A 21,375-nucleotide genomic window follows, 5' to 3' on the forward strand; every position below is an offset into this window, starting at 1 on the left:
AGACCGGCCGTGTAGAGCCGGCATCGGGGAAGTCAAACATGTTCCGTCGTCATGCCCTGGGTGGCGTGAGCGTGGTCGCCTTGCAGCTCATGCTGCTGCAACCGGCCACGATCGCGCGCGCCGAGACCGAGAAGGAATTGCCGTCCGTCACCGTCGACGCGCCGCGTGCAGCACCACAACGGACCGTGCGCAAGCCGGTTGTGCAGGCCGCCTCCGTCCGCCCCCGCGCGCCGAAGCCGGCCGGCGCATCCGTGGCCGGCAGCTCCGGGCCGGGAGGAGCGGTGTCCGACCCAGCCTCGGCTGTCGGCGCCGCCCGCAACCAGCTCAGCCAGTCGCCGTCCGGCCAGACCGCAACCACCATCGACCGCAGCCGCTACGATGACCGGCCTGCGTTTTCCGTCGGCGACATCCTGCGCGAAAGCCCCGGTGTTTCGCTCAAGCAGGGCAACGGACCGCGCGATCTCGGCATCTCGATCCGAGGCTCCAACGCCCGCAACGGCTTCGGCATCCGCAACATCGCGCTGTTCGAGGATGGCTTTCCCGTCACGCAGCCGGACGGGCTGTCGCGCAGCGACCTGATCGATCCCCACGCCTATGGCGCGGTCGACGTCATCCGCGGCCCGTCCTCGGCGCTCTACGGCAACTATGCGACCGGAGGCGCCATCAACTTCCGCACCCGTCCGGGCGGCAGCATCGACGGCGCGGAGATCGGCAGCGAGGGCGGCAGCTTCGGCTATCTCAGCAACTACATGACCTTCGGCAAGAAGGTCGGCAATTTCGAGGGCTCGTTGTTCACCAGCGACGTCCGCGGCGACGGCTATCTCGGCAACGGCTGGTTCAACACCCAGACGGTCAACTTCCTCGGCACCTACAAGGCGACGCCGGATGACCGCTTCACGGTCAAGATCATCAACAACGACCTGTTTACGCGGCTGCCGATTCGATACACGCTGAGCCAGTACTATCAGAACCCATATCAGCAGGGCTGCACCACGAGAACGTCTATGGCGGCCGGCTGCGCGACCGTCGGGCTCAACAAGAACGGAATCAATACGCTCGGTGGGGTTGATCAGGAGACCGCGTTGCAGGCGGGGCTCGGCCGCAACGATCGACGCACGATCGTCGGCGGCCGCTGGGAGCACGACTTCGACAACGACACGACCTGGCGCAACCAGTTCGTGTTCGACGACCGCAACATCAGCCAGCCGACAGGATCGACCAGCGCGATCGGCGACTATCCGTCCTACAACTACATGAGCGACATCACCAAGAGGGGAGAGATCTTCGGGCTGGAATCGACCGCCTTCTTCGGCGCGTTCTACAACACGCTGACCGCGTCCGGAGATACGCGCTTCGTCGTGCCCGGCGGCAACGCAGCGCTCGGCGGCCTCTCGGCCAACACCTGGAGCGAGACCACCAACTACGGCCTGCGAGCCCGCGAGGAGCTCAAGTTGACGTCGGCACTGACGGGGGTGGCCGGTCTCGGCTGGGAGCGCACCCATCTGCGCGGCGTGAACACCGCCTACACCTACGGCGCGACGGCAACGACGACCACGATCACGACGGCGGACCGGCAGTTCGACAATCTCGCCCCCGAGCTGGCACTGCTCTACAGGGTGAATAGCGACTGGCTGCTGCGAGCTCGCGTCGCCACCGGGTACGGCACGCCGCAGGTCTCCAACCTGTTCGTGCTGCCGACCGGCGATTTCGGCAACAACACGCAGCTGAAGTCGCAGACCAATCTGGGCTACGACGTGGGGTTCGACTGGACGCCGAACCGGTCTCTGACCCTCAGCGCAACGGGCTTCTACGAGTTCTTCCGCAACGAGATCGTCACCCAGGCCGTCACAGGGACGCAGAACACGTCCTACACCTTCAACGCACCGCGTTCGGAGCATCGCGGCGTCGAATTGGCGGCCGATTGGCGGGTCCTGCCGGGCTGGCGGTTCACCGCTGCCTACACCTACCTCGACCAAGTCTACACCGAGTATTCTGAGAACCTTGTGAACGGCAGCAACCTGTTCGGCTTCAACCGCGCCGGCAACAAGATTCCCGGCATCTCGCCGAACGAGCTGACCGCGCGGCTCGGATACGATCACGACAGCGGGCGGTTCGCGGGACTTGGTGCGTTCGTCGAGGTCCAGTGGAAGGACTCGTTCTATATGGACAATGCGAATTTGCTGAAGGCGCCGGGCTACGAGCTCGTCAATCTGAACGTTCACTACAAGACCGAGCTTGCCTCTGACACGTTCAAGTCGATGAACGTCTTCTTCGAAGTCCGCAATGTGTTCGACCGCACTTACATCGCCTCCGCGAACAACCTGCAGAATACGGTGACGGGCGCCGGCGTGCAGGGACTGGCAGGCACGGGAACGATCTACGCCGGCTCGCCGCGCGCGTTCCTGGCCGGGATGAAGGTGGCATTCAGATGAGGGCCGAAATGACAAGGATCGCACGGCTTCGGAGCGGGCTCGTCGGGCTGGCGATCGCCATGCTTTGTCCGCTCACCGCCCGAGCCCAGATGGCGCACCAGCACGGGTCGGAGGCGGCATGCGAGGGCACCGAGCTCCGATGCGCCACCAAGGTGACGCCATTCTTCGCTGAAGACGGCAAGCTCTGGCTCGTCTGGATGGCCGGAGGACGGGTGTCGGTGGCGAGCTCGACCGACGGCGGGAAAACGTATTCCGCCGCCGCGCCGGTCACCGAGCAGCAGCTCAATCTCGACTGGGGGCCCGATGCCCGGCCGAAGCTGGTGGTCGATCGCAAAGGCGTTATAGCGGTGGCGTTCTCGATCTTCCGCGACCAGGCGTTCAACGGGCAGGTGCTGTACTCCAGGTCGGAGGATGGCGGCAAGAGCTTCGCGGCGCCCCGTCCGATCACGTCGAACAACGAAAGCCAGCGCTTCGAGGCGCTGGCGCTGGACCAGGATGGCACCGTCTTCGTGGCGTGGCTCGACAAGCGCAACCGGGTGCCGGCCAAGGCCGCAGGGCGCTCGTACGAGGGTGCGGCATTGTACTTCTCCTCGTCGCGCGATGGCGGCGCCACCTATGCCGAAGCGACGCTGGCCCAGGACAACACCTGCGAATGTTGCCGGCTCGGCGTTGCCTTCGCGGGGCCGGGACGTCCGGTGGTGATGTTCCGCAACATCTTCGAAGGCAGCGTGCGCGACCACGCCGTGATCACGTTCAGCGACCTCGGCACCCCCGGCGAGGTCTACCGGGTCAGCACCGATGATTGGCAGATCAAGGCCTGCCCGCATCAGGGTCCGAGCCTGACCGTGGCGCCGACCGGCACCTATCATGTCGCCTGGTTCACCAGCGGCAAGGTTCGCAAGGGGCTGTTCTACGCGCATTCGCGCGACGGCGGCCGGACGTTCTCGGAACCGATGGCGATCGGCCAGGCCGACCGCAATCCGACGCGACCCTATATGCTCGCGACCCAGGACACCACGACGCTGGTGTGGAAGGAGTTCGATGGCGAGCGCACCACGGTGATGGTGATGCAATCCCGTGACGATGGCGAGACGTGGTCGAAGCCGCGCGCGCTTGCCAGCACGGACAATGCGTCGGATCATCCGCTCCTGGTCGCCCATGGCAGGCAGATCTTCCTGTCCTGGATGACCAAGTCGGACGGCTATCGGTTGCAGCCGATCGGAGATGAATCATGACACGCGCATTCGCCGCCCTTGCGATCTTTGGCCTCGTCGCCTTGACGGCGTCGAGCACCGCAGCTCCACCGTCGCTGAAGCCGTTCGAGCGCGGCACCTGGCGCGAGGTGCTGCGGGCCCATGCGGGTCGTCCGACACTGATCCATTTCTGGGGCGTCACCTGCGGCCCCTGCAAGATCGAGCTGCCGCAGCTCGGCAAGTTCATGTCCGATCATCCCGAGATCGACGTGGTCACCGTCAGCGCCGACCTGGTGCCGAATCTGGATGCTGCGACCCAGGCCATGCTGGACAAGGCCGGTCTCACCACGGCGGAGAACTTCATCTTCAACGACGGTTACGTCGAGCGCCTCCGGTTCGAGATCGATCCGTCCTGGCAGGGCGACATCCCGCGCACGATGCTCGTGACCCGCGAGGGCGTGGTCTCGACCATCGAAGGCAGCGCCGAGATCAGCGATCTCGACAAATGGTCGTCGGAGCAGGGGCGGGGGCACTAAGGCGTCTAGGGCGCGCGGGATCCTGCCCGGGCGCCCAGTGCGAGCCTCGTCATGGCGGCGTGCGCCGTTCATCCTCCACTTCAGCGGAACCGGTAAATTGATTGGGAATCCGGCGGCTTAGCCGCCTTTTTTCAAACCCAGCCTTGTGTTTTGCCGCCTGATCCGGTTTGACTGCGCCAGCCCGAACCGAATCTTGAAGGCCTCGCCCATGCGTCTGTCGCGGTTTTTCCTACCCATTCTGAAAGAAAATCCGAAGGAAGCCGAGATCGTCTCGCATCGTCTGATGCTGCGCGCGGGCATGCTGCGGCAGGAGGCGGCCGGCATCTATGCCTGGCTGCCGCTGGGCTTCAAGGTGCTGAAGAAGATCGAGCAGATCGTGCGCGAGGAGCAGAACCGCGCCGGTGCGCTGGAACTGCTGATGCCGACGCTGCAGCTCGCCGACCTCTGGCGCGAGAGCGGCCGCTACGACGCGTATGGGCCGGAGATGCTGCGCATCAGCGACCGCCACAAGCGTGAGTTGCTGTACGGGCCGACCAACGAGGAAATGATCACGGAAATCTTCCGTGCCTATGTGAAGTCCTACCGCAATTTGCCGCTCAATCTCTATCATATCCAATGGAAATTCCGCGACGAGCAGCGTCCGCGCTTCGGCGTGATGCGCGGCCGCGAGTTCCTGATGAAGGACGCCTATTCGTTCGATCTCGACGAGGCCGGCGCGCGGCGTGCCTACAACAAGATGTTCGTCGCCTACTTGCGCACCTTCGCGCGGATGGGCCTGAAGGGCATCCCGATGCGCGCCGAGACCGGTCCAATCGGCGGCGATCTCAGCCATGAATTCATCGTGCTCGCTGAGACCGGTGAATCCGGCGTCTACTGCGACCGTGACGTGCTCGACCTGCCGATCCCGCCGGCCTCCGTCGACTATGACGGCGACCTGACCCCGATCATCAAGCAATGGACCTCGCTCTATGCGGCGACCGAGGACGTCCATGACGCGGCCCGCTTCGAGGCCGAGGTGCCGGCCGAGCGGCGGGTCCATACCCGCGGCATCGAGGTCGGCCAGATCTTCTATTTCGGCACCAAATATTCCGAGCCGATGAAGGCCCTGGTCGCCGGCCCAGAGGGGGCGGAGGTCACCGTCCACGGTGGCTCCTATGGCGTCGGCGTGTCACGGCTGGCTGGTGCGATCATCGAGGCCTGTCACGACGAGGCCGGCATCAAATGGCCGGAGGAGGTCGCCCCGTTCCGCGCCGTCATCCTCAACCTGAAGCAGGGCGGCTCCGACACCGATGCCGCTTGCGAGCAGCTCTATCGCGATCTGCTCGCCAAGGGGGTCGACGTGCTCTACGACGACACCGAGCAGCGCGCCGGCGGCAAGTTCGCCACGGCGGACCTGATCGGCATCCCCTGGCAGATCATGGTCGGACCCAAGAGCCTTGCCGAAGGCAAGGTCGAGGTGAAGACTCGCAGCGACGGCGCCCGCCAGATGATGTCCCCGGCGGACGTCGTGGCACGGCTCTGCGGCGGGACATCGGCTGGCTGAGGCGCTCGTTCGATCATCGGATTATCCACCGGGGCTGCCCGCCCCTTCAGGCCAATCCGGCCACATTCGGCCCGAATCATGGGATGATCGCACAATGGATGACGCCATGACCGAACCGGTGCAGACCACCACTCCCTTCGCTCCCTTCGAGTGGATGCTGTCGGGGCGCTATCTGCGTGCGCGCCGCAGGGAGGGGTTCATCTCCGTGATCGCGGGGTTCTCCTTCCTCGGCATCATGCTGGGCGTCGCAACCCTGATCATCGTGATGGCGGTGATGAACGGTTTCCGCAAGGAGCTGCTCGACAAGATCCTCGGCCTGAACGGGCATCTGCTGGTGCAGCCGCTGGAGTCGCCGCTCACCGACTGGAAGGACGTCTCCGATCGGATCGCGCAGGTGCAGGGCATCCGCCTCGCCGCGCCGGTGGTCGACGGACAAGGTCTCGGCTCGTCGCCCTTCAATGCGTCCGGTGTGTTCATCCGCGGCATTCGCGCGCAGGACCTCACGAACCTGACGTCGATTGCCAAGAACATCAAGCAGGGCTCGCTGGAAGGTTTCGACGAAGGCCAGGGCGTCGCGATCGGCCGCCGGCTTGCCGACCAATTGTCGCTGCATGCCGGCGACAGCATCACTCTGGTCGCCCCGAAGGGCGCCGTGACGCCGATGGGCACCACGCCGCGCATCAAGCCCTACAAGATCGCGGCGGTGTTCGAGATCGGGATGTCCGAGTACGACGCCAGCTTCGTCTTCATGCCGCTGGCCGAAGCGCAGGCCTATTTCAACCGCAACAACGACGTCACCGCGATCGAGATATTCACCAGCAATCCCGACAAGGTGGAGGAGTTTCGCAAGACGGTGACGGAGGCGGCCGGCCGCCCGATTTTTCTCGTCGACTGGCGCCAGCGCAACTCGACCTTCTTCAATGCGCTGCAGGTCGAGCGCAACGTGATGTTCCTGATCCTGACCTTGATCGTGCTGGTCGCCGCGCTCAACATCGTTTCGGGACTGATCATGCTGGTCAAGGACAAGGGCCAGGACATCGCCGTGCTGCGCACCATGGGGGCTTCGCAGGGGGCGATCATGCGGATATTCCTGATCACCGGCGCTTCGATCGGGGTGGTCGGCACGCTCACCGGATTTGTCGTCGGCCTCCTGATCTCGATGAACATCGATTCGATCAGGAAGTTTCTGTCCTGGCTGACGAGCACCGATCTGTTTCCCAATGAGCTCTATTTCCTGTCGAAGCTGCCGGCTGAGATCGATGCCGGCGAGACTACGGCCGTTCTGATCATGGCCTTGACCCTGTCTTTCCTGGCTACGCTGTATCCATCCTGGCGCGCGGCCCGATTAGACCCGGTCGAAGCGCTTCGCTACGAGTGAGGCGCTGATGGAAGAGCAGGGGGCAGAGGATGTGCCGGTCGTTTATCTCCACGAGATCAAGCGGCGGTACATGCAGGGCGAGCAGCAGCTGACCATTCTCGACGGGGCCAAGCTGGCGCTGTGGGCCGGGCAATCGGTGGCGCTGGTGGCGCCGTCGGGCTCAGGCAAGTCGACATTGCTGCACATCGCGGGCCTCCTGGAGAGCCCCGACGAGGGCGAGGTCTATGTCGGGGGCGTGCCGACGTCGCAGCTCACCGACATCGAGCGCACCCAGATGCGCAGGACCGACATCGGTTTCGTCTACCAGTCGCACCGGCTGCTGCCGGAGTTTACGGCGCTGGAGAACGTGATGCTGCCGCAGATGATCCGCGGCTTGAAACGGTCCGAGACGGTGAAGCGGGCGACCGAGATCCTGGCCTATCTCGGCCTCGGCGAGCGGATCAAGCACCGCCCGGCCGAACTCTCCGGCGGCGAGCAGCAACGCGTCGCGATCGCGCGTGCGGTCGCCAATGCGCCGCGTGCGCTGCTGGCGGACGAGCCGACCGGCAATCTCGATCCTGGCACCGCCGATCACGTCTTTCACGCGCTGATGCAGCTCGTGAAGGCGACGCGGGTCGCGATGCTGATCGCGACCCACAACATGGAGCTGGCCGGCCGCATGGACCGGCGCGTCTCCATCGTCGGCGGCAAGGTCGTCGAGCTGGATTGAGTCAGGTCGCAGTCAGGGCCTGATCACCGTCATCTGGAATGGCTCGCGATGAGCGGCGGCGTGGGCGACCGCGTCGTTGGCATGATCGAGGTCGAAACAGGTGGGCTCGAACTGCGCGAGGTCGAGCAGCCCGGCCCGGATCAGCGCGACCATCCTGACCGCAGCATCCGGCCGATACATCCAGACGCCGTGGATCGTGATGCAGTCGCGCATGATCCATGGATAGGGCAGCTCGAGCCCCGCTCCGCCCAGCATCCCGACGCCGCCCATCAGCACCACGCGCCCATAGGGACGCACGGTCATCACGGCTGATCGCACGACCCCGGCCGAGACCGACGGCGGCATGATGTCGAGCACGCAGTCGATCGGACGCGGCGACGCGCGCTTCATGCGTGCGGTGTCCTCGCTCTCGTCGCCGGAGAGTCTGACCGGGTGGACGCGGGGGCCGAACCGGCGCTTCAGCTCCGCCAGCATGGCCTCGTTGCGGCCGGGCGCCACGACCGCAGCGGCGCCCATGGCGAGCGCCACCGCAACCGCGGCGCTGCCGAACCTGCCGGTGGCGCCGCTGACCAGGACGGTCTCGCCCGCCTGCAGATGGGCGGCAAGAAAGCCGCCATAGGGCACGAGCAGGGTGCCGAGCGCGCACCACCGTGCCGCGTCGTCAGCGTCGATGGCCCCGATCGGCTTGGCGTTCTCCGTCGGCACGCGCATGCGCTCGGCAAACGAGCCGTGCCGGAAATGCTGTTGCAGCTTCAGCCCGCCCGGTCCGCGCGCGCTCAGGCCCTGCAGGGTGATGTCAGGGGCGAGTGCTGTGTCACGCGAGCGCACGGTTGGATCGCAGTACACCCAGTCGCCGATCGCGAGATGCGTCGCATCGGGGCCGAGGGCGCTGATCCGGCCGATGCCCCCGGTCCCCGGGATGACCGGCAGGTCCAGCAGGTACTTCCGCTCGCCGCTGAAAACCTCGTTGGCATAGGACAGCACGCCGGCCGCGGCGATGTCGACGATGACCTCGCCGGTGCCGAGCACGGGGTCCTCGACACGCTCGATCTCGAGCGGCGATCCAAATCGTTTGAGTACGGCGGCCTTCATGGTGCTTCTCCATTTCGCGATGGCGAGGCTGCAGCCTGCCGGTCTATGCTCCGCGCAGGAAGGCCTGGTATTATCCTGGGATTGGGCAAGCCCAGGCTGGCAAGCCGCCTCGAAAGCGAACCATGAGGGATCCAGCGCATGAGTGATCAGCGCCATGCCGAGCTCGGCAACTTCCTGCGCTCGCGGCGCGAGAAGCTGACGCCGCAGGCGGTCGGACTCGCGACCGGGCGGCGGCGACGCACCGCAGGGCTGCGGCGGGAGGAAGTAGCCGAGCTCGCTGGCATCGGCGTCGACTGGTACATCCGAATCGAGCAGGGCCGGGCGGTGAAGCCGTCCTCCTCGACCATCGATGCGCTGGCGCGCGCCCTGCGCCTGAGCCGAACCGAGCATGCTCACCTCAAGGCGCTGGTGCGCGATCCCACGCGCAAGCCGTTCGTGCGCGAGCAGGTGCCGGTCCGGCTGCGCGATCTCGTGCAGAGTCTGAACCAGCCGGCCTACATCTCCGGACGACGATGGGATGTGCTGGCCTGGAATGCCGCGGCGGACGAGATCTTCGGCTTCTCGCAACTCGCCGACGACGAGCGCAACACGCTGGTGCTGATGCTTTGCAAGCCCGGCGTGCGCCGGCTGTTCGGCGCGCAATGGAAGGAGCTGGCGCAACGCATGGTCGCGCAGTTTCGCGGGACCTATGATCTGTGGGCGGGCGATCCCGCCTTCGTCGATCTGATCGCGCGGCTGCGGCACGGCAGCCGCGAGTTCGACGGTCTGTGGGCGGCGCACGACATCAACCCGCTTGCTGCGGGCGAGAAGCTGCTCGAGCACCCGAAGAAGGGCCGCGTGAGGCTGCGATACGCGACGTTCCAGTCCAACGACGATCCCGCGCTGAAGCTGGCGATCTACTACACGTGATGACGCCGCCGCTGCGGACGAGCGCGCGCGTTCGGCATCGACCGGCAGGCATCATACAATCGACTGCTTTGCGGATGATGATGCTACGCATTCGCAGGACCCATCGTGCTGCCCCGAAGAATCCACGACTGGGACGCCAGAAGGTTCGTTACGTGACCGGGAGTTTCCCGATCACGATTTTGCCGTCGCTCGTATTGTGGCCATGGATGGACGACGGCCACGACTCCTCCATACATCTTATTAGTTGTTTGTTCATGTTGCCGGCAAAGCCTTTGAAAACAGGCCTTTGCACCCAATCCCATAAAAGCCGGAAAGAATGGTTCTGATCTGCACATCGGTTTGATGTCGGCGGAGCGAATGCGGGTGGCATAGTCGCTTCGTCGCGCTGCATGTTTTTCGCAGGGAACCAGAGGGCCTGGGGACTTTGGGACAGAAGCTACGGAGTTCGATGATGAAGACGCTTTTCGGCGCAACGGTGGGGCTCGGCGCAATCGCGGCGGCGACGTCTGCATTCGCAGCTGATCTTCCAATGAAGAAGGGACCGTACACCAAGGCGCCGCCCGCCGTCGTGGCGACGGTGTATGACTGGAGCGGCTTCTATGTCGGCTTCAACGCCGGCGGCGGTTCCAGCCGGGATTGCTGGAATCTGGTTTCGAACGCCGGCGTGGCGGTGAACCCGGCCGCCAATCGCGAGGGTTGTTCCGGCGGTGGCGGCGCGGCGGTCGGCGGCCAGGTCGGCTACCGCTACCAGATGGCCAACTGGGTGTTCGGCGTCGAGGCGCAGGGGGATTGGGCCAACTTCAAGGGCACCAATCGCAACCTGATTCTTCCCAATGTCAGCGACCGGTCACGCACCAACGGCTTCGGCCTGTTCACCGGCCAGGTCGGCTATGCCTTCGACAACATTCTCGGCTATATCAAGGGCGGTGCCGCGGTCGTCGGCGATCGCTACGACACCTTCACCACGGGCACCAACGTGATGCTCGATCGGGCCAACACGACGCGTTGGGGCGGCACGGTCGGTGCCGGCATCGAATATGGCTTTGCGCCGAACTGGTCGGTCGGCGTCGAATACGATCACATTTTCCTGGGCAACAAGAACCTGAACTTCGTCGCCGCGGCCGGCGCGCCCGCGATGACTCATCGCATCAAGCAGGATATCGACATCGGACTCGTGAAGCTGAACTACAAGTTCGGTCCGGGTTTCGGGATGATGCGCTGACGCAACGTCACCCTCGATTGCTCCGGTTCGTCGAAGCCGCGGCTTCGACGAACCTTGATGCTACGGCCTGAGACGGCAACGCGTCGCGTTGAAGGCGGGGACGGGTCAGTCCTCTTCGAACACGAACGGGTTGGGGAACGGCGCGTAGGGATTGGGCGCCGGCGGACGCGGCTTGATCCGCTGCCTGTGCGGATACGGATAGGGCGTCGCGCGCGGGTCATTGCTGACGCCGGCGAAATAGGGATTCGCGATGCAGTTCAGCAGGCGTCCCGACGCCGTCGCCTGGCATTGCGCGTAAGTGTCGAAGGTGCAGTGGCTCAAGCCCGGAAACTCATCACCCTGCAGGCAGAACGCATGTCTGACACCGACGGCGTGAGCCGGGGCATGGGTTGCGACCACGAGGCCGGCTGCAGCCAGGGCCGCGAATAACACCTCACGCATCAACGATCTCCCTTCATCCCTTCGATGACCAGAACGCGGGTGCATCATGGCGAAGCACTGGCGCGGCCCTGACGTGTGTAGTCGGTCGGCTCTCGATTGCAAGCTGGAAAGTTCCATCAACACACTGTGATTACAGATTAATTTCCCGACATGTCTCACGGCCTTTCAGCAGCGAGCTGTGACCGAGCGGCTACAGCAATTGTGGCGCAGATCGTTAAGAGGTGCGGCTGGCCTGGGGGCCAAATGAGACGAGACTGGACCTGTGATGAAGAAACTTCTGTTGACGACGACGGCGCTCGTGGTGCTGGCCTCGCCGGCGCTTGCTGCGGATCTCGCCGCGCGTCCCTACACGAAGGCACCGCCGCCGGTGATGGCTGCGATCTATGACTGGAGCGGCTTCTACATCGGCGTGAACGGTGGCGGCGGCTGGAGCGAGAACACCTGGGATCTGGTCGGCGGCGGCCGCGAGGGCTCGCATGATGCATCCGGCGGCACCGTCGGTGGCCAGGTCGGCTATCGCTGGCAGATGGGCCAGATCGTGTTCGGCGTCGAGGCGCAGGGCAACTGGGCCGACCTCACCGGCGACAATCAGAGCGCGCTGTTCGGAACGCGTAACCGCACCAAGACCGATGCGTTCGGCCTGTTCACCGGCCAGGTCGGCTACGCCATCAACAACGTGCTGCTCTACGCCAAGGGCGGTGCGGCCGTGACCAGCAACAAGTACACGATCACCAATGCGGCGACCGGCGCGTTCCTCGCCTCAAACGACGACACGCGCTGGGGCGGCGTGGTCGGTGCCGGCGTCGAATACGGCTTTGCGCCGAACTGGTCGCTGGGCGTCGAGTACGATCATCTGTTCATGGACCGCCAGACCGTCAGCTTCGGCGCGCTCGGCTCCGACAGCATCAAGCAGGACGTCGATCTGTTCACCGCCCGCCTGAACTACCGTTTCGGTGGCCCGGTCGCGACGCGCTACTGAGTCGATTCCGCCCGATCGGCGGATTGGAGAGCCCCGGCGTTCGCGCCGGGGCTTTTTGTTTGGGGCGGCGGATTAACCATTTGCGGCGCCGGCGCCGCGACGGGCCGATCAGCGCGCTTGACCTGAGAACAGAAAAGGAACATTGTTCTTCATATGTTCTGACTCAGGGAGGTCCCGATGCTGAAGGTTTTCGTTCAAGAAGCCGCCGCGCTGGCGTCGATCACGCTGTTCGTCGGCATGATCGCGCTCTGGGCGCAAATCATTCCACAGCTTTAGTTTTCCGAGCGCGTTGGCTGGGGACAAGGCAGGCGAGGGCGCCGGACTTACCGATGGGCCTCCGATATGATGCGGGGGCGAGTCGGTCGGAGGATAGGGCATGGCGCGGGGGGCAGGATCCCGAGCGAGCCCCGAAGCCGGCCCGATCCCGTGATCTCGGAAAAGCCCAGGTATCAGCAAGGCGAGCATGTCCAGCGCCGGATTCGTCCATCTCCACGTTCACTCCGCCTATTCGCTGCTGAAGGGCTCGATCAAGATCGCCAAGCTCGGCGAGCTCGCCAAGGCCGATCGCCAGCCGGCGCTGGCGCTGACCGACACCGACAACATGTTCGGTGCGCTCGAATTCTCCGACAAGATGGCGAGCTACGGCATCCAGCCGATCGCCGGCTGCGAGCTCGCCATCGATTTCGGCGACATGGACCCGAATGCCCGCAATGCCGGCGCGGTCGCGCAGCCCTCGCGAATCGTCCTGCTCGCCGCACGCGAGGAGGGCTACCGCCACCTGATGCGGCTGAACTCGCGCGCCTTCCTGGAGACGCCGACGCACCAGGCGCCGCACATCAAGTTCGAGTGGCTGAACGAGGGTGTCGATGGCCTGATTGCGCTCACGGGCGGGCCCGATGGGCCGATCTCGCTTGCGATCCAGCACGACATGGCGGCACTTGCGACGCAGCGCTGCGAGCGGCTGGCGAGCCTGTTCGGCGACCGCCTCTACATCGAGCTGCAGCGCCACGGCGTCGATCGCGAGCGCCGCGTCGAAGGCGGCCTGATCGACATCGCCTATGGCAGGGGCCTGCCGCTGGTCGCGACCAACGAGCCGTATTTCGCGACCGCCGACGACTACGAGGCGCATGATGCGCTGCTGTGCATCGCCGGCGGCCATCTGATCGCCGACACCGAGCGCGTGCAGCTGACGCCGGATCACCGCTTCAAGACCCGTGCCGAGATGGCGGTGCTGTTCGCCGACCTGCCGGAGGCGCTGGCCTCGACGGTCGAGATCGCCGAGCGCTGCTCGTACCGGCCGCGCACGCGCAAGCCGATCCTGCCGTTCTTTACGGTCGGCGCCGGCAGCGGCGATGCCGTGGACGCCGCCAGCGCCGAGGCCGCCGAGCTGAAGCGGCAGGCGGAGGAGGGCCTGGAGCGGCGCCTCAAGGTGCACGGCATGGCGCCGGGCATGACTGAGGAGGACTACCAGAAGCGGCTCGCCTTCGAGCTCGACGTCATCATGCGCATGAAGTACGCGGGCTACTTCCTGATCGTGTCGGACTTCATCAAATGGGCCAAGGCGCACGGCATCCCGGTGGGACCGGGCCGCGGCTCCGGTGCCGGCTCGCTGGTCGCCTGGGTCTTGACCATCACCGACCTCGACCCGATGCGCTTCGCGCTGCTGTTCGAGCGCTTCCTCAATCCCGAGCGCGTGTCGATGCCGGACTTCGACATCGACTTCTGCCAGGACCGCCGCGGCGAGGTGATCTCCTACGTCCAGCAGCGCTACGGCCGCGACCAGGTGGCGCAGATCATCACCTTCGGTACCTTGCAGGCGCGCGGCGTGCTGCGCGACGTCGGCCGCGTGCTGCAGATGCCCTATGGCCAGGTCGACAAGCTCACCAAGCTGGTACCGCAGAACCCGGCTGCTCCCGTCACGCTCGCCGCCGCGATCGAGGGCGAGCCGAAGCTGCAGGCGTTCCGCGACGAGGATCCGGTGGTGGCGCGCGCCTTCGACATCGCGATGCGCCTCGAAGGCCTGACGCGCCACGCCTCGACCCACGCCGCGGGCATCGTGATCGGCGACCGGCCGCTGAGCGAGCTGGTGCCGATGTATCGCGATCCGAAATCGGACATGCCGGTCACCCAGTTCAACATGAAATGGGTGGAGCCGGCCGGCCTCGTCAAGTTCGACTTCCTCGGCCTGAAGACGCTGACCGTGCTCGACGTCGCCGTGAAGCTGCTGAAGCAGCGCGACATCCACGTCGATCTCGCGACCTTGCCGATCGACGATGCGCCGAGCTACCAGATGCTCGCCCGCGGCGACGTGGTCGGCGTGTTCCAGGTTGAAAGTCAGGGCATGCGGCGGGCGCTGATCGACATGCGCCCCGACCGGTTCGAGGACATCATCGCGCTGGTCGCGCTGTATCGCCCGGGCCCGATGGCCAACATCCCGACCTACTGCGCCCGCAAGCACGGCGAGGAGGAGCCGGAATATCTACACCCGATTCTGGAGCCGATCCTGAAGGAGACCTTCGGCGTCATCATCTACCAGGAGCAGGTGATGCAGGTCGCGCAGCAGATGTCCGGCTACTCGCTCGGCGAAGCCGATCTCCTGCGGCGCGCCATGGGCAAGAAGATCCGCGCCGAGATGGACAAGCAGCGCGTCCGCTTCGTCGAAGGTGCCGTCAAGAACGGCGTGCCGAAGGACCAGGCCGACACGATCTTCGACCTCTTGGCCAAATTCGCCGACTACGGCTTCAACAAGTCGCACGCGGCCGCCTACGCGCTGGTGTCCTACCACACCGCCTACATGAAGGCGCATTATCCGGTGGAGTTCATCGCGGCGTCGATGACGCTCGATCTCAACAACACCGACAAGCTCTCGGAATTTCGTACCGAGGCGCAGCGTCTGGGGATCAAGGTCGAGCCACCGTCGATCAACCGCTCCGGTCCGACCTTCGAGGTCAGCGGCAACACCATCTTCTACGCGCTCGCCGCCTTGAAGGGCGTCGGCCCGCAGGCGATCGAGATGATCGTCGAGGCCCGCAACAAGGGGGGGCCGTTCACCTCGCTCGCCGACTTCGCCTCCCGCGTCAGTCCGCGCGCGATCAACAAGCGCATCATCGAGACCCTGGCCGCCGCCGGCGCCTTCGACGGGCTCGACAAGAACCGCGCGCGCGTGTTCGCCGGCGCTGATGCCATCGTTGCCGCCTGCCAGCGCGCCAACGAGGCTGCCACCTCCGGCCAGAACGACATGTTCGGCAACGCCGCCGATGCGCCGGCGATCATCCTGCCGAACATCGAGAACTGGCTGCCGGCCGAGCGTCTACGGCGCGAATATGATGCGATCGGCTTCTTCCTGTCGGGCCATCCGCTCGACGACTACGCGGCGGCGCTGAAGCGGCTGCGGGTGCAGAGCTGGGCCGAGTTCTCGCGCGCGGTGAAGACCGGCGCGACCGCGGGCAAGGTCGCCGCCACCGTGGTATCGCGCATGGAGCGGCGCACCAAGACCGGCAACAAGATGGGCATCATGGGCCTGTCGGATCCGACCGGGCATTTCGAGGCCGTGCTGTTCTCGGAGGGGCTTGCACAATATCGCGACGTGCTCGAGCCCGGCGCGGCCGTGCTGCTGCAGCTCGGCGCCGAGCTGCAGGGCGAGGATGTCCGCGCCCGCGTGCTGCATGCCGAACCGCTCGACGATGCCGCCGCCAAGACGCAGCGCGGCCTGCGCATCTTCCTGCGCGACACCAAGCCGCTCGACTCCATCGTCAAGCGCCTGCAGGGGCCGGAAGGCACCGCGGCCAATGGCAATGGAGCGATCGCCAAGGGTGCGGCGCCCCCCTTGGCGCCCCGCACGGCAGCAGGCGAGGGCGAGGTATCGCTGGTGATGATGCTGGACCTCGAAACCGAGGTCGAGATGAAGCTGCCGGGGCGCTTCAAGGTTTCGCCACAAATCGCAGGTGCCATCAAGGCGGTGACCGGCGTGGTCGACGTGCAGCAGCTCTAAAGGCGATCGTTCCGCTGGAGCGGCTGCGTCCGGCGATCTTGCCGGTCGAACGGGGACGAGGAACAAAAAAGCTGCGCGTGGGCTGTACGGACATGCCTCCGTTCAACCGCGGTTCAGCCATTCTCCCGCTGAATCCGCGGCGGGTGCCTCGAAGGGGCTTGAACCATGCGCTTGGCCAAGATCACCGCGAAGATCGTCCTGAGTGTTTCGCTCTGCCTGCTCGCCTGGGCGGCCCTGCCGCGGCCTGCCGCAGCGCAGCAGCCCGGTGCCGAAAAGCGTATCGCCTTGGTGATCGGCAACGGGGCCTATGCCAAGGGCCCGCTGGCGTCGGCGGCCAACGATGCCGGCCTGATCGCGCAGACGCTGCAGGCCGCGGGCTTCGACGTGGTCGGCGCGCGCGATCTCGATGCAGACACGTTGCGCAAGAGCTTTCGTGATTTCATTCACAAGGCCCAGTCAGCCGACAACAACACCGTCGCGATGGTCTATCTCGCCGGCTACGGCATGCAGCTCGCCGGCGAGAACTACTTTCTTCCCGTCGACGCCAACATCGGCAGTGACGTCGACATTCCGACCGAGGGGCTGCGCCTCAGCGACTACATCCGCCAGCTTGCGGCGACGCCGGTGAAGGCCAGCGTCGTGGTGCTCGATGCCGCCCGCCAGCAGCCCTTCATCGCCAGCGGTCCGGCGATCGCCGGCGGCCTGGCGCTGGTCGAGCCCGATGCCAACATGCTGATCGCGTTCAATGCCGCGCCGGGCACGATCGCGCCGAACGAGACCGGCGCCTACGGCGTCTACGCGCGCTCGCTCGCCGAGATGATCCGCACCGGCGGGCTGTCGCTGCCGGAGGTGTTCGACCGGCTGCGGCTGCGCGTCAATGAGGAGACCAAGGGCGCGCAGGTGCCCTGGGACGCGCAGAAGATCCAGGCCGCCTTCACCTTCTTCGAGCGGGCGCCCGACGCCCCCGCCACGTCGGATTCGCCGGAGCAGAGCGCGGCGCTGCGCTCGCGCCCGATCCGCGAGCTGCCGGTGCAGGAGGCCTATGCCGCCGCGCTCGAGCGCGACACGCTGCAGGGCTATGAGGACTTCATCGCCGCCTATCCGAGCGACCCGCTGGCGCGGCGCGTGCGCGCCCTCGTCGCCGCACGCCGCGAGGCGCTGACCTGGCGGCGGACGTTCCGCACCGACAGTCCGGAAGCCTATTGGTCCTACCTGAAGCGCTATCCTTATGGCGCGCATGCCGAGGACGCCCGGCGGCGGCTGGCGATGTTGTCCGCGCCGCCCGCGCCGCCGCCGACCTTCGCGATGATCGACTATGACGTGCCGCCGCCGCCGCTCGACGAGGTGATCTATGTCGAGCGCCCGGTGCTGATGTTCTCGGATCCCGAATTCGATTTCGTGCCGCCGCCCCCGCCGCCGGTCTACATCCTGCCGCCGCCTCCGCCGGATTTCGTGGAGCTGCCGCCGCCATTCGCCCCGGTGGGCCTGTTCATCCTGCCGCGGCCGGTGTTCGTGCCGATCCCGGTCTATGTCCGGCCGCCGGCCTTCGTTGCGCCGCCGCCGAACAACATCATCTACCAGAACATCCACAACACGACCGTCATCAACACCGTGATCAATCGTCCGGCGCCGCCGGCCGGACCGATCACTGCAGGCCCCGCGGCGGTGCCGACGCCGGCCGTGGCGGTGGCACCGGCCCTGCCGCCGGCTGTCGTGCAGCGCGCCACGCTGATCCAGCAGGGCAAGGTCCCGCCGCCGGGAGGACCGCTCGCCAATCCCGCACTCCGGCCCGGTGCGGCACCGGCCATTCAGGCCAACGCTCCGCCGGGTGGACCCTCGCCCGCCATGACAGGACCAGGGCAGGGGCATGCCAACGTCAATCCGCTGCCGGTGCCCGGTCGCGGTGGTCCGCCGGTGCCACCATCGGTTCAGACTCCTGGTCTGCGCCAGCCGGCACCGGCATCGCCCTCTGGCGCGCTGCCACCGCCCGCGCGCCAGGATCTGCGCGCGAACCGCACGCCGCCGGGCGCCGTCATGCCGCAGCCGGCAAGGCCGTCGGCGATGCCGTCCCGTCCGGTCATGCCGTCAGCCGCTCCGCGCGGGCCTGAGGTGAGCCCGCGCATTCAGCAGGCGACGCCACCGCAGATCCAGCGCCGCCCGCCGCCACCACCGGCGACGGCGCGTCTGAGTCCGCCGCCGGCGCCGCCACGACCGCCGGTTGCACCGATGGTTCGGGCGGCTCCGCCACCTCAGCCGGCGCCACCGCCGCCGCAAGTCATGCGTCCGTCCGCTCCGCCACCGATGGCGCGCCCTGCGCCTCCGCCGCAGATGGCGCGTCCCAGTCCGCCGCCGATGGCCGCCGTGGCCCGGCCGGCGCCGCCACCGCCGCCGATGGCACGGCCCGCGGCGCCGCCGCCACGTCCGGCGGCCCCGCCGCCGCCGGGCAAGAGATGTCCGCCGAACGTTCCGCATTGCTGAGCCGCCGCGCGTTGGCCTGACGCCGGCGCGGTTGCAACATCGGCCTGTTTTCGATATGGGCGGACCGCCGGACTGATCGATCGTGGGCGCAAGACGTCGACGGCCGACGACGTGTTGCGGGGGCTTCAGTGAAATCAGCGTTTGTCGGGACCTTGCGCACGCTGTCTTGGCGAAGCTCAATTTGGCGAAGCTCAATCATGGCCGCCCTTTGCAGCGTCGGTATCGCCGGCCTGCCTTCGCCAAGCGATGCGCAGGGGCTGCCGGGCGCCGAAGCCGTCTATGCCTCGGCGCCGCCGCGCCTGCTCCAGATCCGCACGCTCGTGGCCGATGCCGGCCGCCAGACCTCGACAGGATCCGGCTTTCTGGTCTCGGCCGACGGGCTCGCGGTCACGAACTATCACGTCGTCTCGGATGCAGCGCTCGAGCCGAAGACGTACCGGCTCGAATATACCGGAGCGGATGGCACGCAGGGCGGCGTCACGTTGCTTGCCGTCGACCTGCCCAACGATCTCGCGCTCGTTCGCGTCGACAAGCAGAACGCGCCGTTCTTCTCGTTCGACAAGGCCGCGCTCGACGGCAGCCTGCCGAAAGGCGAGCGGTTGTATTCGCTCGGCAACCCGCTCGACCTCGGCTTCACCATCATCGAGGGCACCTATAACGGCCTCGTCGAGCACAGCTACAACGATCACATCCATTTCACCGGCGCGCTCAATCCCGGCATGAGCGGCGGCCCGGCGGTCAATGCGCAGGGCCAGGTGGTGGGCATCAACGTCGCGACGCGCCGCGGCGGCCAGCTCATCAGCTTCCTGGTGCCCGCACGCTTCGCGGCCGCGCTCCTGGCGCGCGGCCAGGATGCCAGGCCGGCGGCGGCCGATCTGCGCAAGGACGTGATCGCGCAGCTTACGAGCTGGCGGGGAGCGCTCTACAAGTCGCTGGGCGAGGAGGGCTTCCGCGACCGCGTGTTCGGGTCCTATCAGGCGCCGGAGACGCGCGCGGGGTGGTTCGAATGCTGGGCGAGCACCAATGCCAGCGCGTCGCCGAAGCCGCGCGCCAGCATCAATTCGACCAGTTGCAAGGCCGAGGCCAGCGTCTATGTCGCCTCCGACCTCAACACCGGCGTGGTCGAGGTCAGCCACTCCTACGCGAAATCGATCGACCTCAACCAGTTCCAGTTCGCGACCGTGCTGACGCAGCTCGCGCAGCCGCGGCTCACCCAGGGCGGCTCGTTCCGCAAATGGTACACGCCGCAGCATTGCCATGCCGATTTCGTCGGCGTGACGCCGGCGGCCGCTCATCCGCCGCTGCGCGTGCTGTGGTGCGCGCAGGGCTATCGCGAGTTCGACGGCCTCTATGACGTCGTTCTGGTCGCGGTGACGCAGGATCATGCCGACGAGGCGCTGGTGTCGCGGCTGAACCTGCAGGCGATCGCTTATGACGACGCCTTGCGCCTCGGCAAGAGCTTCCTCGAACGCCTGCAGGTCGCACGATGATCTGGATCGAGATCCTCTCCAAGCATCGCGACGTCGCCGGCCGCTTCCGTGTCGATGCCGCCGAGATCAGCATCGGCCGCGGCTACGACAATCACGTCATTCTCGACGATCCCTATGTCGCCGCGCGCCATGTGCGAATTTTCCGCGACGGCGAGGGGCGCCTGGTCGCCGAGGATCTCGGCAGCGCCAACGGCCTCTTTCTCGATCGCGGCAAGAGCCGGAAGCCGCAGCTCGTTCTCGACGGCACCAAGCCGATCCGGATCGGCCAGACGCTGCTTCGGATCCGCGACGCCGGCCATGCCGTCGAGCCGGAGCGGCTCGCGGGCTCCGAACGCGGGGCGCTGCCGATCATCGCCGCGATCGCCCTCGGCGTCGTCCTGCTCGCAATCAACGCGGTGATGACCTGGTTTGCGCAGACCTCCGAGGCGCATCTGTCCGATTATCTCGTGCCGACCGTCACGATGATCGGGGTGGTCGTCGCATGGGTTGGCGTCTGGGCGCTGCTGGCGCGGTTGTTTTCCGGCCGCTCGCATTTTCTGCGCCACCTCCTGATCGCGCAGGCGGGTCTGATCGCGTTCTGGGTCTACAGCGAGTTCGCCCAGATTGCCTCGTTCGCCCTGACCTGGACCGCTGTCTTCACCTACGGCTACCTCGTCTCGTGGATCGTTCTCGCCGCGACCTGCTTGCTGCATCTGCGTGAGGTCGGACGCAGCCATATGCTCGCCAAGGGCGTGGTGGTCGGCCTTCTGCTGGTGGTCGCGATCGCGATCCAGACCGTGCAGCGGTCGGAGGCGCTGGCGAATTCCGGCCGTCCCAATGTGAGCCACGTGCTGATGCCGCCGTCCCTGCGCCTGGTTCCGGTGCAGGACGAGCAGACCTTCTTCGAAGACGCCGCGCGGCTGAGGGCGAAGCTTGATGCGGACCGCGCCGCGCTGGCGCCGGCCGGTGTGGAGCGCTGATCACAGTTCCATTGTCTTTGCTC

The 21,375-nt window shown here is 66.3% G+C and carries 15 protein-coding genes; 13 read left to right on the forward strand and 2 right to left on the reverse strand.

What is annotated here, in order from left to right; genetic code table 11:
- Positions 1-38: 38 nt before the first annotated feature.
- From QW845_RS00460 to QW845_RS00485, 6 genes are all read left to right on the forward strand, one after another.
- Entirely contained in the window at positions 39-2,432 is a 2,394-nt protein-coding gene (locus QW845_RS00460) for a TonB-dependent receptor family protein (RefSeq protein WP_315799715.1), read from the forward strand.
- Between the two features lie 8 nt (positions 2,433-2,440).
- Entirely contained in the window at positions 2,441-3,667 is a 1,227-nt protein-coding gene (locus QW845_RS00465; protein WP_315799716.1) for a sialidase family protein, read from the forward strand.
- Positions 3,664-4,161 (forward strand): TlpA disulfide reductase family protein, encoded by a 498-nt coding sequence (locus QW845_RS00470; RefSeq protein ID WP_315799717.1) that lies wholly within the window; start codon positions 3,664-3,666, stop codon positions 4,159-4,161. The genes QW845_RS00465 and QW845_RS00470 overlap by 4 nt, the downstream gene beginning before the upstream one ends.
- 208 nt (positions 4,162-4,369) lie before the next feature.
- Positions 4,370-5,704 (forward strand): proline--tRNA ligase, encoded by a 1,335-nt coding sequence (proS, locus tag QW845_RS00475; RefSeq protein ID WP_315799718.1) that lies wholly within the window; start codon positions 4,370-4,372, stop codon positions 5,702-5,704.
- 94 nt (positions 5,705-5,798) lie between these two features.
- Positions 5,799-7,082, forward strand: a complete 1,284-nt coding sequence (locus tag QW845_RS00480; protein WP_315799719.1) for a lipoprotein-releasing ABC transporter permease subunit — start codon at positions 5,799-5,801, stop codon at positions 7,080-7,082.
- Positions 7,083-7,089: 7 nt separating this feature from the next.
- Complete coding sequence (locus tag QW845_RS00485) at positions 7,090-7,791, forward strand: ABC transporter ATP-binding protein (protein ID WP_315738246.1); 702 nt, start codon at positions 7,090-7,092, stop codon at positions 7,789-7,791.
- 12 nt (positions 7,792-7,803) lie between these two features.
- On the opposite strand, the gene QW845_RS00490 is transcribed toward QW845_RS00485, so the two are convergent.
- Positions 7,804-8,883: an alcohol dehydrogenase catalytic domain-containing protein gene (locus tag QW845_RS00490; RefSeq protein WP_315799720.1), complete on the reverse strand. Its 1,080-nt coding sequence runs from the start codon at positions 8,881-8,883 to the stop codon at positions 7,804-7,806.
- 138 nt (positions 8,884-9,021) lie between these two features.
- Here QW845_RS00490 and QW845_RS00495 point away from each other — a divergent pair, with 138 nt between their 5' ends.
- Both QW845_RS00495 and QW845_RS00500 read left to right on the forward strand, forming a co-directional pair.
- Positions 9,022-9,792, forward strand: coding sequence for a helix-turn-helix transcriptional regulator (locus QW845_RS00495; protein ID WP_315799721.1), 771 nt, complete (start codon positions 9,022-9,024; stop codon positions 9,790-9,792).
- Between the two features lie 448 nt (positions 9,793-10,240).
- Positions 10,241-11,014 carry an outer membrane protein gene (locus QW845_RS00500; RefSeq protein WP_315799722.1) on the forward strand — a complete coding sequence of 258 codons (774 nt, stop codon included), beginning with the start codon at positions 10,241-10,243 and terminating at the stop codon, positions 11,012-11,014.
- A 105-nt stretch (positions 11,015-11,119) separates the two neighbouring features.
- On the opposite strand, the gene QW845_RS00505 is transcribed toward QW845_RS00500, so the two are convergent.
- Positions 11,120-11,455, reverse strand: coding sequence for a DUF3551 domain-containing protein (locus tag QW845_RS00505; RefSeq protein ID WP_315738242.1), 336 nt, complete (start codon positions 11,453-11,455; stop codon positions 11,120-11,122).
- 265 nt (positions 11,456-11,720) lie between these two features.
- On the opposite strand from QW845_RS00505, the gene QW845_RS00510 reads away from it, so the two are divergent.
- The 5 genes from QW845_RS00510 to QW845_RS00530 all read left to right on the forward strand — a co-directional run bounded on the left by QW845_RS00510 (position 11,721) and on the right by QW845_RS00530 (position 21,352).
- Positions 11,721-12,434 carry an outer membrane protein gene (locus QW845_RS00510; protein WP_315711588.1) on the forward strand — a complete coding sequence of 238 codons (714 nt, stop codon included), beginning with the start codon at positions 11,721-11,723 and terminating at the stop codon, positions 12,432-12,434.
- A 463-nt stretch (positions 12,435-12,897) separates the two neighbouring features.
- The gene (gene dnaE / locus QW845_RS00515; protein ID WP_315799723.1) at positions 12,898-16,425 is read left to right on the forward strand and encodes a DNA polymerase III subunit alpha; all 3,528 of its coding nucleotides are present in this window, start codon (positions 12,898-12,900) and stop codon (positions 16,423-16,425) included.
- Positions 16,426-16,590: 165 nt separating this feature from the next.
- Positions 16,591-18,903: a caspase family protein gene (locus QW845_RS00520; RefSeq protein ID WP_315799724.1), complete on the forward strand. Its 2,313-nt coding sequence runs from the start codon at positions 16,591-16,593 to the stop codon at positions 18,901-18,903.
- 197 nt (positions 18,904-19,100) lie between these two features.
- Positions 19,101-20,393 (forward strand): serine protease, encoded by a 1,293-nt coding sequence (locus QW845_RS00525; protein WP_315799725.1) that lies wholly within the window; start codon positions 19,101-19,103, stop codon positions 20,391-20,393.
- Entirely contained in the window at positions 20,390-21,352 is a 963-nt protein-coding gene (locus tag QW845_RS00530) for an FHA domain-containing protein (RefSeq protein ID WP_315799726.1), read from the forward strand. The genes QW845_RS00525 and QW845_RS00530 overlap by 4 nt, the downstream gene beginning before the upstream one ends.
- Positions 21,353-21,375: the final 23 nt, after the last annotated feature.

This window comes from Bradyrhizobium sp. SZCCHNS3002, from assembly GCF_032377435.1.
Lineage (GTDB): Bacteria > Pseudomonadota > Alphaproteobacteria > Rhizobiales > Xanthobacteraceae > Bradyrhizobium.

Coding starts and splice junctions, on each gene's coding strand:
- QW845_RS00460 (WP_315799715.1), top strand. CDS start 39: ATGTTCCGTCGTCATGCCCTGGGTGGCGTGAGCGTGGTCGCCTTGCAG.
- QW845_RS00465 (WP_315799716.1), top strand. CDS start 2,441: ATGACAAGGATCGCACGGCTTCGGAGCGGGCTCGTCGGGCTGGCGATC.
- QW845_RS00470 (WP_315799717.1), top strand. CDS start 3,664: ATGACACGCGCATTCGCCGCCCTTGCGATCTTTGGCCTCGTCGCCTTG.
- proS (WP_315799718.1), top strand. CDS start 4,370: ATGCGTCTGTCGCGGTTTTTCCTACCCATTCTGAAAGAAAATCCGAAG.
- QW845_RS00480 (WP_315799719.1), top strand. CDS start 5,799: ATGGATGACGCCATGACCGAACCGGTGCAGACCACCACTCCCTTCGCT.
- QW845_RS00485 (WP_315738246.1), top strand. CDS start 7,090: ATGGAAGAGCAGGGGGCAGAGGATGTGCCGGTCGTTTATCTCCACGAG.
- QW845_RS00490 (WP_315799720.1), bottom strand. CDS start 8,883: ATGAAGGCCGCCGTACTCAAACGATTTGGATCGCCGCTCGAGATCGAG.
- QW845_RS00495 (WP_315799721.1), top strand. CDS start 9,022: ATGAGTGATCAGCGCCATGCCGAGCTCGGCAACTTCCTGCGCTCGCGG.
- QW845_RS00500 (WP_315799722.1), top strand. CDS start 10,241: ATGATGAAGACGCTTTTCGGCGCAACGGTGGGGCTCGGCGCAATCGCG.
- QW845_RS00505 (WP_315738242.1), bottom strand. CDS start 11,455: ATGCGTGAGGTGTTATTCGCGGCCCTGGCTGCAGCCGGCCTCGTGGTC.
- QW845_RS00510 (WP_315711588.1), top strand. CDS start 11,721: ATGAAGAAACTTCTGTTGACGACGACGGCGCTCGTGGTGCTGGCCTCG.
- dnaE (WP_315799723.1), top strand. CDS start 12,898: ATGTCCAGCGCCGGATTCGTCCATCTCCACGTTCACTCCGCCTATTCG.
- QW845_RS00520 (WP_315799724.1), top strand. CDS start 16,591: ATGCGCTTGGCCAAGATCACCGCGAAGATCGTCCTGAGTGTTTCGCTC.
- QW845_RS00525 (WP_315799725.1), top strand. CDS start 19,101: ATGGCCGCCCTTTGCAGCGTCGGTATCGCCGGCCTGCCTTCGCCAAGC.
- QW845_RS00530 (WP_315799726.1), top strand. CDS start 20,390: ATGATCTGGATCGAGATCCTCTCCAAGCATCGCGACGTCGCCGGCCGC.